Consider the following 16,628-nt stretch of genomic DNA (forward strand, 5'->3'; position numbering starts at 1 on the left):
TCGGACTCGCCCTGGCGGTGCCGGGCCAGGACCTCCAGCTGTTCGGCCTGTCCGGTGAAGGCGACGTTTTTCATCCGGCCCGCCGTGGTCCAGATCGACAGGGTGCGAGCCTCGTGCTGCCAGGACAGCATCCGGTCGTCGTAGGGCTGGGCGGCCTCCGGGCGAAAGGCAACCGGCTTGCCCGAGGCGCGGGTGTGGCGTTTCGATCCCGGCTTGCCGTACCGGCCGGCCCGCAGATTGGCCCTCAGGGTGGTGTAGGCGTCGCAGGTCTTCTTGATCGCGTGCTGGGCGGCCTGCGCCCCCAGCCCCCACCGGGTCTTGATGTCCTGGTAGGCCAGCTTTCGCAGGGCCAGGTTCTGGCGCGCCCCCTCCTCGAAGGCGACGGACGCGGCCCAGGTGGCGGCCTCGTTGCAGGCGGTCAGCGTCGCCTCAAGTGCCGCCGCCTGCACGGGCGTCGGCAGCAGCTTGACCCGCACCACCAGCTTCATTGACGCCGACCCTAACCCTCTGGGCATACAACCCGCCCCACCGCGCACATGCCCAACACGATCAAGCGACCGGTCGCACACACGTACGCCTCCTGCTCCTTCTCCGGCTCCGCCGGACAGCGATACGGACGCTCCTCACCCGAAGAAGAAGCTGCTGCGACGCTCCGCGTCACCGCCACGGAATGCGATGGGTTCCTCGCAAGATCTGGCTGAACTGCCAGGAGGCGAAATGCCGACGCAGCTCCCCCTTGTCCCGGTCGGTCATCTTCGCCCAGTACGGCGTCCCGTACAGGGTCATCGCCTCCTCGGGGGTGCCGAGCGGATCGTACGGGTCCACCTCCAGGTCCCAGTCGATGCGCTTCTGGCCGTCCCACTGCTTGTCCTTGCCCTTCTGGTACAGGGCGAGGAGGCGTTCGCGACCGGAGCCGTTCTTCTGCCCAACAAACATGGCCTCCCAGTTGAAGCGTGCCGCTCCCGAGGCCGGTATCTGCCAGAGGGGAGCTCCCGGATCCTTGGCGTACAGCTCATGCGTCGGCATACGTTCCACGCTCACATGGGGTAGACGCGTCGTCAACAAGTGGCGCGGGAGGGATTGACCAGCTTGCTGACAGGCTGTCTCATAAGACGTGACCGCCGGTAACCCGGCACCGGCAGCCCGACAGGCATCCGGTACGACTCGGATTCGGATGGGGACAGCGATGACGACGGCGACGGAGGCGGATGTGCTGCGCGACGCGCTCGGTCTGCTCAAGGACCGGGAGCAGGTGGCCGAGCGGCTGCTCGACTCGTCCGCCAAGCACTCCTTCGACCCCGACAAGGAGCTGGACTGGGACGCGCCCTTCGAGGAGGGCAAATGGTTCTGGCCGCCGGAGCTCGTGTCGCTGTACGACACCCCGCTGTGGAAGCGGATGAGCGAAGAGCAGCGGATCCTGCTCTCCCAGCACGAGGCCGCGGCACTCGCCTCGCTCGGGATCTGGTTCGAGCTCATCCTGATGCAACTGCTGGTGCGGCACATCTACGACAAGGCGGGCACGAGCGCGCACGTGCGGTACGCGCTGACCGAGATCGAGGACGAGTGCCGGCACTCGAAGATGTTCGCCCGGCTGATCACCCGGGGTGGCACGCCGTACTACCCGGTGAGCCGCGCGCATCAGCATCTCGGGCGGGTCTTCAAGACCATCTCGACCACACCGGGGTCCTTCACCGCCACTCTGCTCGGCGAGGAGGTCCTCGACTGGATGCAGCGGCTGACCTTCCCGGACGAGCGCGTCCAGACCCTGATACGGGGGGTCACGCGCATCCATGTGGTGGAGGAGGCGCGGCACGTGCGCTACGCCCGTGAGGAGCTGCGGCGCCAGATGGTGACCGCTCCTCGCTGGTCCCAGGAGTTCACCCGGGTCACCTCGGGCGAGTTCGCCCGCGTCTTCTCCGTCGCCTTCGTCAATCCCGAGGTCTACACGAACGTGGGCCTCGACCGGCGGGAGGCCGTGGCGCAGGTGCAGGCCAGCGGGCACCGGCGCGAGGTCATGCAGACCGGGGCGAAGCGGCTGACGGACTTCCTGGACGACATCGGTGTGCTGCGGGGTGTGGGCCGGCGGCTGTGGAGGGCGTCGGGGCTGCTCGCCTGACCGCACACCCACGGGTGGTCCCGGTTACGCTGCCCAGCATGACCCCGCAGGCTCCCACCCCCGCATACCGTCGGCTGAGTGTCGAGCAGCGGCGCTCGCAGCTCCTCGAGGCGGCCCTGTCACTCTTCGCGCACCGGGCGCCGGAAGAGGTCTCGCTGGACGACGTGGCGGAGGCGGCGGGGGTGTCGCGGCCGCTCGTGTACCGGTACTTTCCGGGCGGCAAGCAGCAGCTGTACGAGGCCGCCCTGCGGACCGCCGCGGAGGAGTTGGAGCACTGTTTCGCGGAGCCCCCCGAGGGTCCGCTCAGTCAGCGGCTGTCCCGGGCCCTGGACCGCTATCTCGCCTTCGTCGACCAGCACGACGCCGGGTTCAGCGCCCTGTTGCAGGGCGGCAGCGTGGTCGAGACCTCGCGGACCACGGCCATAGTCGACGGGGTGCGGCGGGCCGCCGCCGAGCACATCCTCGATCACCTGGCCGTCCAGGACCCGGGGCCCCGGCTGCGCATGACCGTACGGATGTGGATCACCGCGGTCGAGGGCGCCTCGCTGATCTGGCTCGACGCGGGCAAGGAGCCACCGCTCGACGAGTTGCGCGACTGGCTGGTGGAGCAGTTCGTGGCGGTGCTCGTGGCGAGCGCCGGGCATGATCCGCAGACCACCGCCGTGGTACGGGCCGCCCTGGCCCTGGAGCCCAGGGAAGGCGCCGTGGGCGTGCTGGCCCGGCGCGTCCTTCCGGTGCTCGGTGACGCGGCGCGACTGCTTTAGACCGACCGCAGCGTTTGTGACACTGGTGCGGTGAAGAGCGAAGACACCCCCTTCGAGGGCGGCCCGCTGGACGGACGCGTGCTGCCCGTCCTGCTCGGCATGACCGGACACCCGCCGAAGGTGTACCGGGTTCCGGTCCCGGACGCGCACGGCGGCCCGCCGACCGTGCTCGTCTACCGGCGGGTCCAGGCCGGGCAGAGCAAGCGGCTCGGGCTGCACCAGGGGTGGAAGTACGCGTATGCCCCCGAGGGCGACGCGGGCGACGCGGGGGGACGCAGGAAGTGGCCCTGGTCCAAGCCCGGCGCAAGGAGCGAGCCCGGCGCCACGCCGGAGCCCCACGCCGACGAGTGACCTTCTTGGGCCGAACCGGTCACCGGGCGCGCGCTCGGGATGCGCCGACCCGATCCTGCCGGTGCGAGGTGGACGGACCACCCCGTCACCGGAGGTGATGACGTGTCAGGAAGGCTTCTGCGTATGGCCTGTACGGCCGTGGCGGCGACCGGAGCGCTGCTCGCGCCCGTGCCCGCGGCGGCCGCCCCGGACCCCGGCCCGGACACAAAGCCCTCCGTCACACAGCTGCTGACGGACCTTCAGCGGCTGTACCGGGACGCCGAGCGCGCCACCGAGACGTACAACGCGACCGAGGAGAAGCTGAAGAAGCAGCGGGCCCAGGTCGCCCGGCTCGACGGGAGCCTCGCCAGGGCCCGCCTGTCCCTGCACGACAGCCGTGGCGCGGCAGGGCGGCTCGCCCGCCAGCAGTACCAGAACAGCAGCGAGATCTCCTCGTACGTACGCCTGCTCCTCGCCCGTGACCCGCAGCACGCGTTGGACGAAGGGCACCTGATCGGGCAGCTCTCGCAGGACCGGGTCGAGACCGTGGACCGGCTGGCGGTCAGCGAGAAGCGGACGGACGGACTGGCTCGGGCGGCCCGCAAGGCCCTCGACGATCAACTCACCCTCACGGAGCGGCGGAAGAAGGAACGGGACGAGGTACGCGACCGGCTCAAGGAGGTCGAGAAGCTGCTCGCCTCCCTCAGCGCCGATCAACTCGCCGCGCTCGCCGAGCTGGAACGGGCGGGGACGGCCGCGGCCCAGCAGAAGCTCCTGGCTTCCGGGGCACTGAGCAGCGAGCGGGCGCCCTCCCGGGAGGGCGAGCAGGCGGTGCGCTACGCCGTGGGCCAGCTCGGGAAGCCGTACGAATGGGGTGCCGAGGGCCCGAGGTCGTACGACTGCTCGGGCCTGACCTCCCAGGCCTGGGAACGTGCCGGCCGCCCCATCCCCAGAACCAGCCAGCAACAGTGGGCCAAGCTCCCCCGCATCCCCCTGAACGAGCTGCGCCCCGGCGACCTGGTGATCTACTTCCCCGAGGCCACCCACGTCGCCCTCTACCTGGGCGACGGCCTGGTGGTCCAGGCGCCCAGGCCGGGAGAGAAGATCAAGGTCTCCCCCATCGCGGCCAACCCGCTACGGGGCGCGGTACGACCGGACCCGAAGGCAAAGCCCCTGAAGGTCTACACCCCGCCGACGCTGAGCACCCCGAAAGGGGCGCGGGGCTGTGACGCATGCGGCTCCGCCGCGCCGGCGCAGCCGGCCACGAACCCCCCGCGCCCGGCAACGACCCCTCAGGCCCCCGCCACCGAAGCCAAATAAGCCCCGGTCTTGTCAGGCTCGTAGAAGAAGTTCTCGAAGTCCGCCGGATCGTTGAACCCGTTGGCGAACCGGTCGGCGACCGGCTGAAGCTGCCCCGCCGCGCCGATCAGGTTCAGCACATGCTCCGGCGGAACCCCCAACATCGCGTTCGTCCACTTGGTCACATGCTGAGCCGTGTCCCAGTAGCGGTCGAACGTCGCTTGCATCCACTCCTCGTCGAACTCCTTGTCGTCGCGCTCGAGGATCGAGGCGAGGTACGCCGCCGCGCACTTGGAGGCGGAGTTGGAGCCCTGTCCGGTGAGCGGGTCGTTCGCCACGACCACGTCGCCGACACCCAGGACCAGGCCGCCGCCGGGCAGCCGCCCGATCGGGTTTCGGACGGTGGGGGCGTAGCGCCCGGCCAGCGTTCCGTGTGCGTCGGTCAGTTCGACCTTGGTGGCCCGCGCGTACTCCCAGGGCGTGAACCGCTCCATGAGTTCCAGGGTCAGGGAGAGGTGTTCGGCCGGGTCCTTGACGCCGTTGAAGGCGTCGAGCGGGCCGCCGGGTATGCCCTCCCAGAAAAGGATGTCCGCGCGGCCGGAGGTGGTGAAGGTCGGCATGACGAAGAGTTCACCGACGCCGGGGACCAGGTTGCAGCGGACCGCGTCGTAGTCCGGGTGCTCCGGGCGCGGCCCCAGACCGTGGACGTAAGCCACCGCCAGGGCGCGCTGCGGCTCGCTGTACACGGAGCGGGAGGCGTCCCGGCCGAACATCGACACCAGCTCGCCCTTGCCCGCGGACACCAGCACCAGGTCGTACGTACGGGAGAAGTAGTCGAGGTCGGAGACCGCGGCACCGTGGATGACCAGCTGGCCGCCGCGCTGGGCGAACGTCTCCATCCAGCCGGCCATCTTCACCCGCTGGTCGACGGACTGCGCGTACCCGTCGAGCTTGCCGACCCAGTCGATCGCCCGCTGCGAGGGGCCCGGGTCGAAGGAGCCGGGGGCGGCCACCGAGACGCCGAGCCCTTCGATCTTCGGGGCCTGGGACTCCCAGAAGTTCAGCTGGAGATCGCGCTCGTGCTGGAGGGCGGTGTCGAACATGCACTGGGTCGACATGACTCGGCCGGTGCGGATCTCGTCCGCCGTTCGGTTCGACATCAGGGTGACCTCGTACCCGTGCGACTGGAGGCCGAGGGCGAGCTGGAGTCCGGACTGGCCGGCTCCAACGACGAGTATCTTCCGCATGCGCGTCCTAACTCTGCGTACGACTTATTCGGGGCTCACGTCGAGCGCGTGCCCCACCAGCGCGAGCAGAGTCTCGACGACCGAGATCCGGCGCCTGGCATCCATGATCATGACAGGTATGTGTGAGGGCACCGTGAGGGCCTCGCGCACATCCTCGGCATCGAACCGCTCGCTGCCGTCGAAGTGGTTGACCGCGACGACGTACGGCAGTCCGCAGCTCTCGAAGTAGTCGAGCGCCGGGAAGCTGTCCTTGAGCCGGCGGGTGTCGGCGAGGACGACCGCGCCGATCGCGCCGCGCACCAGGTCGTCCCACATGAACCAGAACCGCTGCTGGCCCGGCGTGCCGAACAGGTAGAGCACCAGGTCGTCATCGAGCGTGATGCGGCCGAAGTCCATGGCCACGGTGGTGGTCAGCTTCTCCGGTGTCGCGGTGAGGTCGTCGGTGTCCTCGCTGGCCTGGGTCATCAGCGCCTCCGTCTGGAGGGGCGTGATCTCGGAGACCGCAGTGACCAGCGTGGTCTTGCCCACGCCGAAGCCGCCCGCCACCACGATCTTGGTGGCGATCGGGGCGCGGGTGCGGTCCGTCTGCCAGGCCTTGAGGTTCTCGTCGGCCTCGGGGAGCGGCACCGGTGCCGCGGCGGGGAAGGCGGTTCTCGGCGCGCCCTCAGAGACGACGGAGTCCATTCAGCACCCTTTCCAGCAGAGCGCGGTCCGGCTGTCCCGGGCCGTGACCTGTTCCGTACACACGGATCTTTCCCTGGTCCGCCAAGTCGCTCAGGAGCACGCGGACCACGCCCAGCGGCATCTTGAGGAGGGCGGCAATCTCGGCCACCGTGCGCATCCGGCGGCAGAGTTCGACGATGGCCCGCATCTCGGGCATCACCCGGGTCTCCAGCGAGCCGTTGGTCAGCTCCTTGCGGGTCTCCGGGGCCTCGAGCGCCGCGACGAACGTCTCGACGAGCAGCACATGCCCGAAGCGGGTACGGCCGCCGGTGAGCGAGTAGGGGCGTACCCGGGCGGGTTTGCGGTCGCCGCCCCGGACCGGGAGCTTGGGCGTGGAGGACGTATTCACTGGACACTCCCCATCGGCTTGGCTTCCAGCGACTGGCGTAGCTCGCTGCGGAGTTCGGGGGTCAGCACATGTCCGGCGCGGCCGACGAAGAGCGCCATGTGATACGCCACCACGCTCATGTCGCAGTCCGGGGCGCCGTGCACACCGAGCAGCGAGCCGTCGCTGATCGACATGACGAAGACACTGCCCTCTTCCATCGCGACCATCGTCTGTTTGACACCGCCCGCGTCCATCAGCTTGGCGGCACCGATGGTGAGGCTGCCGATGCCGGAGACGATGGTGGCGAGGTCGGCGGAGGAGCCCCTGGGGCCGGTGGGACGTTCCTCCGCCCCCGTGCGGGCTTCCGCGTTCCTTCCGGGGTCGGAGGAGAGCAGCAACAGACCGTCGGAGGAGACGACCGCGACCGACAGAAGGCCCGGCACCTCCTCGACGAGGTTCGTCAACAGCCAATGCAGATTGCGGGCTTCACTGCTCAGGCCGAACGTACTGGTCGCGGTCAACTGCTTGCCTCCTCGACAGTGCCCCCCGATGCGTCACTTGCGTCTACTAGGTCCGGCGCGTCGTCGCGCGCGGCGGGTGCATGCGTTTCCCCGGTCCGCTCGGCGATCTCCGCCTCGACGTCGCGGCGGCCTTCGACCGCACCTCGGTGGAATCCTCCGAGCCTGCGGCGCAGCGCCTCGGCGTCCACGCCCCCGGCGCGCGGCCTCGGCACCTGCGCGGGCGCGGAGATCTTCGGCGTCCGCTTGGGCAGACCCTTGTCGGTGACCCGCTCGCGCTCGTCGTCCTGGACACGCTCATGGGTGTCGGGGCCGATGGCGTAGGGGTCGGTGGTGGTCTGGGCGGGGATGACGATGTCCGGGGCAGGAGCCCCGGCGGTCCCTGCCTCGTCGGGCTGATCCAGCCGATCCGGCTGATCCGGCCGGCCCGGCTCGTCTGCCGACGCCACCGGCGCCATCAGCAACATCGTGGTCTCGGCCGCCGACTCGGGGGTCGGCTCGGACGCGGGCGTCGGCTCGGACGCGGCCTCGCGTACCGATTCCTCCGCCGCCGCGATCAGCGGGTCCTCGTTGCCGGCCGGGTCCGCCACCGTACGGCCCGAGCGGCCCGTGCGGCCGTACAGGACATTGGAGTTGGCCTCCGCGTCGGCGCCCGGGAGGGACAGCGAGGGCGCGCCGCCGACGAACGACGTGGTGGTGGGGACCGTGGCGGCGGGGGCGGCGGCGAACAGGGCCTTCGGCAGGACCACCACGACCGCGGTGCCGCCCTGCCGCTGCTCGCGCAGCTGCACGCGGACACCGTGCCGGTGCGCGAGCCGGGCCACCACGTACAGGCCGAGCCCGAGTCCCTCGCCGCTCTCCTGGTCGTACGCGTCCTCCGGATCGAAGTCGGAGAGCCTGGCGTTGAGCTGGTCCATCCGCTCGCCCGCCATGCCGATGCCCTCGTCCTGCACGGAGAGCATCACCTCGCCGTTCTCCAGGAGCCAGCCGGAGACCTCGACGGGGAGATCGGGCGGCGAGAACGACGAGGCGTTCTCGAGGAGTTCGGCCAGCAGGTGCGAGATGTCGTCGGCGGCGAAGCCGGCAAGGTGTGCGTGCGGCGGCAGCGCGGCGATGCGGACCCGCTCGTACCGCTCGATCTCGCTGACCGCGGCGCGGACGACGTCGACGAGCGGCACGGGCCCCGCGTGGTGCTGGACGTGTTCCTGGCCCGCGAGGACGAGCAGGTTCTCACTGTGGCGCCGCATGACGGTCGCGAAGTGGTCGAGCCTGAAGAGCGTGGCGAGGCGGTCCGGGTCCTGCTCGCGCTCCTCCAGGCCCTCGATGACGCCGAGCTGCCGCTCGACGAGGCCCAGGGTGCGCAGCGCGAGGTTGACGAAGGTGCCGTGGATGGTGCCGCGCACCTGCTCCAGGTGGGCGGCCGCCGCGGCGAGTTCGGTGCGGAGCTGGTCGCGCTCGTCGGCCATCAGCTGGCGCTGCCCGATGAGGTGCTTACGGTCGGCGTCGAGGGTGGTGAGCCGCTCGTGGAGTCCGGCGGCGTGCGCGTGCAGCGCGTTGACGGAGCGGACGACCTGGGCGAACTCGTCGTTGCGGCCGGTGAACTTGACCGGTTCCCCGGCGCCCGGGTCGGCGGCGAGACGGGCCGAGCCGCGGCGCAGCACGGACAGCGGGCGGGTGAGGGTGCGGGCCGTGGCCATCGAGATGCCGACCGCGACGAGCAGCAGCGTGCCGATCAGGGCGATCCGCAGCTCCAGCGCGGTGACGTCGTCGTCCCGCAGCAGTTCCAGGTCCTTGGTACGGCGGTCGTAGAAGGCGGACTCGGCGCCGCGCATCAGCTCGACGCGGGCGGAGAGCGCCGCGTCCACCTTCTTCGTGCTGGAGTCGAGCTCGCCGTCGGAGAGCGTCGGCTGGTCGGTGAGGCCGGTGAGGTACTTGTCGGCGGCCGTGACGTCCGGTCCCGTGACGGTGGAGTCGTACGAGGTCCGGACCGTCTTGGACGCCGTCTCGCGGAATTCGGCGAGGGCCGCGTCCGAGCGCAGCCGGGCCTGCTGGGCGGCGGCGCTGAGCGCCTCGCGCTGCTTGGTGTCGGCGGGCGAAGAGACGCTGGTGGTGACCGGCAGACCGGTGATCGGACTGATGGTGGTCTGGGTGGTACGCGGGATGTCGAGCGCCGCGAGGAGCAGCCCGCGGGCGGCTGCGGACTGCTGGACGGCGGAGTCGAGCTCGGCGAGGGCGTACGCGCCGGAGCCCGCGCGGGGCGGCAGCTGCTCGGCCAGGTCCTCGGCGAGGTCGTGGAGTTCGGCGATGGCGGCGGTGTACGCCTGGTGCGCTTCGAGAGCGGTGCTCTGTCCGGTGAGCGCCGCTCTGCGGACGGCGGCGATGCCGTCGAGGTCCGTCAGCAGGGTGGCGGGAGTGTCCTCGTCCGCCCGCAACTCCTCGACCTGCCGGTCGACCCGGGCGCTGCGCTGCTCGGAGGGTGCCTTCGACTTGGGCCGGCCCGCGGCGATGTACGGGGTGACCTCGTCGCGCTCGTCGGCCAGCGCGTGCGCGAGGCTCACCGCCTGCTGGGTCCGCTCGGCGAGCGTCACCAGGTTCTGGGTGTCGTTCAGTTGGCTGGAGGCGGCCAGCACCGTGGGCGCTCCGGCGCCGGCTATGGCGGCCGCGACGACCGCCACGGCGACGATCAGCCGATTGCGCACATGAGCGGAGCGGCCCTTGCCGGCGGGAGTCTCTCCCGTGGCACCCGGCGTGCGCTCCGCGCCCGCCTCGGAGGGCGACTGCCCGGCCGACCGCTGGGCCGACTTCTTGCCTGTACGCCGAGACCGCATCTTCTGCACCGGTGCTCGCATTCCTGACTCGTGTACCCAAGGGGCCCGGGTGACGTTCCGTCAATTGAGGCGTCCGCCCCGTACGGTTCCCGACCCTCCCAGTGCCGGTGGGCAGTGATCCCGCATCAACCGGCCCGCCACCCGAAGGAGTGAACCCCGGACGGGAGTTGCCGGGCAAGTTCCTCCGGCGGGTGCAGCGGCCTTGTCCGGCGGGCCGGTTGGACGTCGGCGACGCGCTTTGGCAATATTCGCCGCCACGCGTTGCCGGAACAGATCATTCCCTGCCAAATCCGGCGGCTGAGCTGCGGGTCCGTGCCCGAGGGGCAGCCGATGCGGGCCTTTCGTGGAACGCGTGAAGAGCTCGTGCAGACTGGCCACATGCGCACTGAACTCGCCTCGGAACCGGGCGACCCGGCCCGCCCCAATGAGGACTTCGCATCAGTCGGCCTTCCCGCCTCGGGGCAGGGAGGTTCACTGGTCCTCCTGGACGGCGTGACTCCCCCTCAGGGCGACGACGGCTGTCTGCATTCCGTCCTCTGGTTCTCCGCGCGCCTCGGTGGAGCCCTGACCGAACTGTCCCTTTCCCGCCGGGATCTGACGCTGCCGGAGATACTTTCCCGGGCCATCGGCCGGGTGGCCGACACGCACTCCGACACCTGTGACCTTTCTCACCCGCGGACGCCTCAGGCGACGGTGGTTCTGGCCCGCTGGTCGGCGGACGCGGTCGAGTACCTGGTCCTCTCGGACTCGGCGCTCCTTGTGGAATCTCCCGACGGCACGGTCATCGCCGTACTGGACGACCGCCTGTCGCGGCTCCCCCGCGCCTCGCTGGCCACGGCCGCTCTGGCCGACGCCACGGTCCGCAACAAGGAGGGCGGCTTCTATACGGCGGCGGCGGATCCGTCGGTGGCGGGGCGGGCGGTGACGGGGGTGCTGCCGCGCGCCGAGGTCCGCGCCCTGGCCGCGCTGACGGACGGGGCGACACGATGGGTGGAGAAGTTCCGCGAGGGCGACTGGGCGGACTGCTTCACCCTCGTACGCAAGGAGGGCGCGCAGGAGTTGGTGGATCGCGTACGGGCGCTGGAGCGGGCCGACGCTCAGGCGCGGACGTACCTGAGGCGGAGCAAGACGCACGACGACGCGACGGTGGTGTACGCCGAGCTCCGACGCGCCTGACGGCTCCCCGGACCGCCTCGCGCGCTACTTGCCCTTGCTTGTCCTCACTTGTCCTTCTCCATCCCCCGGTTGAGCTGCTGCAGCAGCCGCGCCAGTTCCGCGACCTCGCGCCGGTCCCAGTCGGACAGCTGGCCGACGTACCGCGCGCGCCGCGCCTCGCGGACCTTGCCTACGCGGCTGCGGCCCTCGTCGGTGAGGCGGATCAGCCACGCCCGGCCGTCCGCCGGGTCGGGTTCGCGGGTGACCAGGCCGAGGTCCTCCAGGGCACGCAGTTGGCGGGACATGGTGGCCTTGCCGACGCCGATGTAGCCGGCGAGCTCCGTGGCGCGCTGGCGGCCGCACTGGTCGAGACGTACGAGGAGTCCGTACGCGGCGGATTCCAGGTCCGGGTGAACCTCGCGGGCCATCTCGCCCTGGCTGGCGCGGGCGCGGCGCAGGAACACGGTCAACTCGCGCTCCAGGGACAGGAACTCGGGGTCCCCGCCGCCGGGCGGGGCAGGCCGGTCCACACCACTTCCCGACACGTCGGATGCGGCCGGATGCCCGCCGTCGTTTCCGCCCTCGTGCACGTCAGCACCCCTGCTCTGGTTTCCCGGTCCTGAAAGTTTCTGCCAAAAATCGTCATGGCCGCAGCTCCGTCAGTATTTCGCAGGCACGGACCGACGGCAGCCTCCGGGCCCCTTCCCACAGGGCGTTCCACCTGCGCAGCTTCTCCATCAGGCTCCCTCCCAGGCGGCTGAGCCGCACGGCGAAGGCCCGGGTCCCCTAGGACCTGTCCGGTCGATCACGGCGGAGACGCGGGGTGTGGCACGCACATCTGCCGCGTTGTCGTCGGTTGCCGACTCCCCCACTCTCGGCTTCGCTCGAGCGGGGGGACCCCCATCGCGTCGACGCCCTCCTCCGCCTTGCAGCTGCACGCACCACACCCCGCTCACCGGCATCGGACAGGCGCCGCTGCTTTCCTCCACCGCGATCGACCGGACAGGTCCTCGCGAGGGGACCCGGGCCTTGCCTGACCGGAGGCCGTCCGGCGGCGTCCGTCACGCCGCCACCGGCACCTCCGGGATCGCGCCGTTCGTCGCCGGGGCGAGCGCCAGTTCCAGGACCTGGCGGACGTCCGTGACGGCGTGGACGTCGAGCTTGTCCAGCACCTCGGCCGGGACGTCGTCCAGGTCGGCCTCGTTGCGCTTCGGGATCACGACCGTCGTGACCCCGGCCCGGTGCGCGGCCAGCAGCTTCTGCTTGACGCCGCCGATGGGCAGCACCCGCCCGGTGAGCGAGACCTCGCCGGTCATCGCCACGTCCGTACGGACGAGCCGTCCGCTCAGCAGCGAGGCCAGCGCCGTCGTCATCGTGACGCCCGCACTCGGACCGTCCTTCGGGACCGCACCCGCCGGGAAGTGGATGTGCACGCCCCGGTCCTTCAGGTCGCCGACCGGGAGTTCCAGTTCGGCTCCGTGGCTGCGCAGGAAGGAGAGGGCGATCTGCGCCGACTCCTTCATCACGTCACCCAGCTGACCGGTCAGGGTCAGCCCTGCCGCGCCCGTCTCCGGGTCGGCCAGCGACGCCTCCACGTAGAGAACGTCACCGCCGGCGCCCGTGACGGCCAGACCGGTGGCGACACCGGGCACCGCCGTGCGGCGCTCGGCCGGGTCCTGGGCGGACTCGGGCACATGGTGCGGCCGCCCGATGAGCCCGCGCAGATCCGCGTCGGTCACCGTGAACGGCAGCTCCCGCTCTCCGAGTTCGTGCTGCGCCGCGACCTTGCGGAGCAGCCGCGCGACGGCCCGCTCCAGGTTGCGTACGCCCGCTTCCCGGGTGTACTCCCCGGCGAGCTTGCGCAGCGCGCTCTCGTCGAGCGCGACCTCGCCCTTCTCCAGACCGGCCCGCTCCAGCTGCCGCGGCAGCAGGTGATCACGTGCGATGACGACCTTCTCGTCCTCGGTGTACCCGTCGAGCCGGACCAGCTCCATCCGGTCGAGCAGGGCCTCCGGGATGGCTTCCAGTACGTTGGCCGTGGCCAGGAACACCACGTCGCTCAGGTCCAGCTCCACCTCCAGGTAGTGGTCCCGGAAGGTGTGGTTCTGGGCGGGGTCGAGCACTTCGAGCAGGGCGGCGGCCGGGTCGCCCCGGAAGTCGGACCCCACCTTGTCGATCTCGTCGAGCAGGACCACCGGGTTCATGGACCCGGCCTCCTTGATGGCGCGGACGACACGGCCGGGCAGCGCACCGACGTACGTACGCCGGTGTCCGCGGATCTCCGCCTCGTCCCGCACACCGCCGAGCGCGACCCGGACGAACTTCCTGCCCATGGCGTGTGCGACGGACTCGCCCAGACTCGTCTTGCCCACGCCGGGCGGTCCGACGAGCGCGAGCACCGCGCCGCCACGCCGCCCGCCGACCACGCCGAGCCCACGCTCGGAACGCCGCTTGCGCACGGCGAGGTACTCGGTGATGCGCTCCTTCACGTCCTCGAGACCGGCATGCTCGGCGTCGAGAATCGCCTTCGCGCCCCGGATGTCGTACTCGTCCTCGGTCCGCTCGTTCCACGGCAGCTCGAGAACGGTGTCGAGCCAGGTCCGGATCCAGCCGCCCTCGGGCGACTGGTCACTGGACCGCTCCAGCTTGTCGACCTCCTTGAGCGCGGCCTCGCGGACGTTCTCGGGGAGGTCCGCGGACTCGACACGGGCCCGGTAGTCGTCGGACTCCTCACCGTCCTTGGAGTCGCCGTTCAGCTCGCGCAGCTCCTTGCGCACGGCTTCGAGCTGGCGCCGCAGCAGGAACTCGCGCTGCTGCTTGTCGACGCCTTCCTGTACGTCCTTGGCGATGGACTCGGCGACATCCTGCTCGGCGAGGTGCTCACGCAGCTGCTCGGTGGCGAGCTTGAGCCGGGCGACCGGGTCCGCGGTCTCCAGCAGCGTGACCTTCTGCTCGGTGGACAGGAACGGCGAGTAACCGGAATTGTCGGCAAGGGCGGAAACGTCGTCGATGGCCTGTACGCGGTCCACGACCTGCCAGGCGCCGCGCTTGCGCAGCCAGCTGGTGGCGAGGGCCTTGTACTCCTTGACCAGTTCGGCGACATGGCCGGGCAGCGGGTCCGGCACGGTCTCGTCGACGCGCGTCCCCTCCACCCACAGCGCGGCGCCCGGACCGGTCGTACCGGCGCCGATCTGCACGCGCCCACGGCCGCGGATCAGCGCGCCCGGGTCACCGTCGGCCAGGCGGCCGACCTGCTCGACGGTGCCGAGCACACCGGTGCTCGGGTACGCCCCGTCGATGCGCGGCACCAGCAGCACCTTCGGCTTGCCGGGCTCGGTCCGCGCGGCGGCCTGGGCGGCCTCCACCGCGGCGCGCACATCGGCGTCGTTCAGGTCGAGCGGAACCACCATCCCGGGCAGGACGACCTCGTCGTCGAGCGGCAGCACGGGCAGGGTCAGCGGAGTGGACTTCGTGGAGTCGGCAGCCATGATCTTCCTCTCGACAAGCAAGTTGAGCTATGCCGACTCAATGCAGCTGAGCCTGGGATTGTTCCCCAGGGCGTGTTCGCTCTCAGCGATCGCCCGGTGACGGGGCGGCGACCTGCGCTTCCGCGGCTTCGCACCACCGCAAGGACACTGCCGCACCACCGCAACGGCATTCACAGCGAACTCCTTCACACTGCAAGCTCATTCACAGCAAGCAGCGTCGCAAAACGGGGAATCGGGGGACCAAGTGGGCGAGGGTCAAGGGCGGGGGCCGACGCGGCGCGGACTGGTCGTGGGGGCCGGGGCGGTGGCCGCGGCGGCGGCCGGGACGGTGGTCGTCCGGGCCACGACGGGCGACGGCGAAGGCGCGGCCCAAAAGGCGACCGTACGGCGGACCGCGGCGCCGGTCGCCGGCCGGGCGCCCGCCGCCTCTCCGCAGACACCCGCCGCCTCTCCGCAGCCGCCGGTCGCCGGCCGGACACCCGGCGCGGGGCGCGCCGACCGCCCCAACATCCTGGTCGTCGTCACCGACGACCAGCCCAAGGAGACGGAGTGGGCGACCCCCGAGACGATCGACTGGCTCGGCGGGCACGGTGTGACCTTCGAGCGGGCGCACGCCAACACTCCGCTCTGCGCCCCCTCCCGTGCCTCGATCATGTCGGGCCGGTACGCCCACCACCACGGCGTACTCGACACCCGCCACCCCACCCGCCTCGACCAGAACACCACCGTGCAGCGGCAGCTGCGCCAGGCCGGGTACCGCACCGGAATGTTCGGGAAGTACCTCAACTTCTGGCAGCCGGGCGTGAACCCGCCGCACTTCGACGAGTGGCTGCTGCAGGAGCCGGTCAGCTACTACAACGGCCACTACAACGCCAACGGGACCGTCCGGAACATCCCCGGCTACAACACCACCGTCATCAAGAACCACGCCCTCGCGTTCATGGAGCGCTCCCGGAGCGACGACCGGCCGTGGTTCGCGTACGTCGCCCCGCGCGCGGCTCACGAGGTGAACATCCCGGAGAAGAAGTACAAGCGGACGCCGGTGCCGGGGTGGGACGGACGCCCCTCCGTCTTCGAGAGCGACAAGGCGGACAAGCCGCCGTTCCTGCGCGGCGGCGCGGCGCACCACTCGCTCGCCGACGGACAGGCCCTGCGGGCACGTCAGCTGCGCACCCTGCTCTCCGTCGACGACGCGATGCGGGACTTCCGCGACAAGCTGCGCGCGCTCGGACAGCTCGACAACACGCTCGTGCTGTTCACGAGTGACCACGGTCTGCTCTGGGGTGACCATGGCTGGCTGCGCAAATCGGTGCCGTACCGGCCGAGCCTGGAAGTGCCGTTCTACCTGTCGTGGCCGGGCGGCGGGCTCGGCGGGGCGACGGCCGACGACCGGCTGGCCGCCCACGTCGACATCGCGCCCACCCTCCTCGACGCCGCCCGGATCACCCCGGACACCCCGCACGACGGTCACTCGCTGCTGGGCACGAACGACCGCACGCACGTGCTCGCCGAGTGGTGGTGGAACCGCCAGGACAAGCAGCCGATCCACAGCTGGGCCTCGTACATCGGCAAGACCGAGCAGTACACGGAGTACTACCGGCTCCGCCTCGACAAACGGGGCCGTCCGCCCCGGGGGGCCACCAGCGGCCAGGTGCTCTTCCGCGAGTACTACGACCTGCGCGCCGACCCCTACCAGCTCACCAACAAGCTGCACGGGGCCAGTGCCGAGCAGGAGCGCCGACTCGGCATCCCGGAGCTGGCCCGGCGGCTGGCCACGGCCCGGAGCACGTGAACCGGCCCCTCGGTCCGCCGCGGCGCGCGTCGGCCTTCCG

13 protein-coding genes and 2 pseudogenes are annotated in these 16,628 nt (G+C 70.9%); 6 read left to right on the plus strand and 9 right to left on the minus strand.

What is annotated here, in order from left to right; all coding sequences use genetic code 11:
* Nucleotides 1–488, minus strand: a pseudogene (locus tag AB0D57_RS35715) (RNA-guided endonuclease TnpB family protein); the annotation flags it as partial.
* Nucleotides 489–693: 205 nt separating this feature from the next.
* Nucleotides 694–1,026, minus strand: a pseudogene (locus AB0D57_RS35720) (aminobenzoate oxygenase); the annotation flags it as partial.
* A 160-nt stretch (nucleotides 1,027–1,186) separates the two neighbouring features.
* Between AB0D57_RS35720 and AB0D57_RS35725 the strand changes: the two are divergent.
* From AB0D57_RS35725 to AB0D57_RS35740, 4 genes are all read left to right on the plus strand, one after another.
* On the plus strand, nucleotides 1,187–2,116 hold the full coding sequence (locus AB0D57_RS35725) for a diiron oxygenase (RefSeq protein WP_362083012.1): 930 nt from the start codon (nucleotides 1,187–1,189) through the stop codon (nucleotides 2,114–2,116).
* A gap of 38 nt (nucleotides 2,117–2,154) precedes the next feature.
* Nucleotides 2,155–2,880 carry a helix-turn-helix domain-containing protein gene (locus AB0D57_RS35730; protein WP_362083015.1) on the plus strand — a complete coding sequence of 242 codons (726 nt, stop codon included), beginning with the start codon at nucleotides 2,155–2,157 and terminating at the stop codon, nucleotides 2,878–2,880.
* A 30-nt stretch (nucleotides 2,881–2,910) separates the two neighbouring features.
* Nucleotides 2,911–3,231, plus strand: a complete 321-nt coding sequence (locus AB0D57_RS35735) for a hypothetical protein (RefSeq protein WP_362083018.1) — start codon at nucleotides 2,911–2,913, stop codon at nucleotides 3,229–3,231.
* A 102-nt stretch (nucleotides 3,232–3,333) separates the two neighbouring features.
* Entirely contained in the window at nucleotides 3,334–4,530 is a 1,197-nt protein-coding gene (locus AB0D57_RS35740; protein ID WP_362083021.1) for an NlpC/P60 family protein, read from the plus strand.
* Here AB0D57_RS35740 and AB0D57_RS35745 read toward each other — a convergent pair.
* From AB0D57_RS35745 to AB0D57_RS35765, 5 genes are read right to left on the minus strand one after another with little or no spacing between them, the layout of a single operon-like run.
* Nucleotides 4,503–5,756: a styrene monooxygenase/indole monooxygenase family protein gene (locus AB0D57_RS35745; RefSeq protein WP_362083024.1), complete on the minus strand. Its 1,254-nt coding sequence runs from the start codon at nucleotides 5,754–5,756 to the stop codon at nucleotides 4,503–4,505. The two genes, AB0D57_RS35740 and AB0D57_RS35745, sit on opposite strands and share 28 nt — an antisense overlap.
* A 24-nt stretch (nucleotides 5,757–5,780) precedes the next feature.
* Nucleotides 5,781–6,440 (minus strand): ATP/GTP-binding protein, encoded by a 660-nt coding sequence (locus tag AB0D57_RS35750; protein WP_362083027.1) that lies wholly within the window; start codon nucleotides 6,438–6,440, stop codon nucleotides 5,781–5,783.
* On the minus strand, nucleotides 6,421–6,828 hold the full coding sequence (locus AB0D57_RS35755; RefSeq protein WP_362083030.1) for a DUF742 domain-containing protein: 408 nt from the start codon (nucleotides 6,826–6,828) through the stop codon (nucleotides 6,421–6,423). Before AB0D57_RS35755 ends, AB0D57_RS35750 begins: the two co-directional genes overlap by 20 nt.
* Nucleotides 6,825–7,328, minus strand: a complete 504-nt coding sequence (locus tag AB0D57_RS35760; protein WP_362083033.1) for a roadblock/LC7 domain-containing protein — start codon at nucleotides 7,326–7,328, stop codon at nucleotides 6,825–6,827. The genes AB0D57_RS35755 and AB0D57_RS35760 overlap by 4 nt, the downstream gene beginning before the upstream one ends.
* Nucleotides 7,325–10,162 carry a nitrate- and nitrite sensing domain-containing protein gene (locus AB0D57_RS35765; protein ID WP_362083036.1) on the minus strand — a complete coding sequence of 946 codons (2,838 nt, stop codon included), beginning with the start codon at nucleotides 10,160–10,162 and terminating at the stop codon, nucleotides 7,325–7,327. The genes AB0D57_RS35760 and AB0D57_RS35765 overlap by 4 nt, the downstream gene beginning before the upstream one ends.
* A 369-nt stretch (nucleotides 10,163–10,531) precedes the next feature.
* Between AB0D57_RS35765 and AB0D57_RS35770 the strand changes: the two genes are divergently transcribed.
* Nucleotides 10,532–11,329, plus strand: coding sequence for a hypothetical protein (locus AB0D57_RS35770; protein WP_362083039.1), 798 nt, complete (start codon nucleotides 10,532–10,534; stop codon nucleotides 11,327–11,329).
* Between the two features lie 44 nt (nucleotides 11,330–11,373).
* Here the strand turns inward: AB0D57_RS35770 and AB0D57_RS35775 are convergent, their stop codons facing one another.
* Together AB0D57_RS35775 and lon are read right to left on the minus strand one after the other, a co-directional pair.
* Nucleotides 11,374–11,898, minus strand: coding sequence for a MarR family transcriptional regulator (locus AB0D57_RS35775; protein WP_362083042.1), 525 nt, complete (start codon nucleotides 11,896–11,898; stop codon nucleotides 11,374–11,376).
* A 471-nt stretch (nucleotides 11,899–12,369) separates the two neighbouring features.
* The gene (lon, locus tag AB0D57_RS35780; RefSeq protein WP_362083045.1) at nucleotides 12,370–14,796 is read right to left on the minus strand and encodes an endopeptidase La; all 2,427 of its coding nucleotides are present in this window, start codon (nucleotides 14,794–14,796) and stop codon (nucleotides 12,370–12,372) included.
* Nucleotides 14,797–15,040: 244 nt separating this feature from the next.
* Here lon and AB0D57_RS35785 point away from each other — a divergent pair, with 244 nt between their 5' ends.
* On the plus strand, nucleotides 15,041–16,588 hold the full coding sequence (locus tag AB0D57_RS35785; RefSeq protein WP_362083048.1) for a sulfatase: 1,548 nt from the start codon (nucleotides 15,041–15,043) through the stop codon (nucleotides 16,586–16,588).
* Nucleotides 16,589–16,628 lie beyond the last annotated feature (40 nt).

This window comes from Streptomyces sp. NPDC048275 (assembly GCF_040652275.1).
GTDB lineage: Bacteria > Actinomycetota > Actinomycetes > Streptomycetales > Streptomycetaceae > Streptomyces.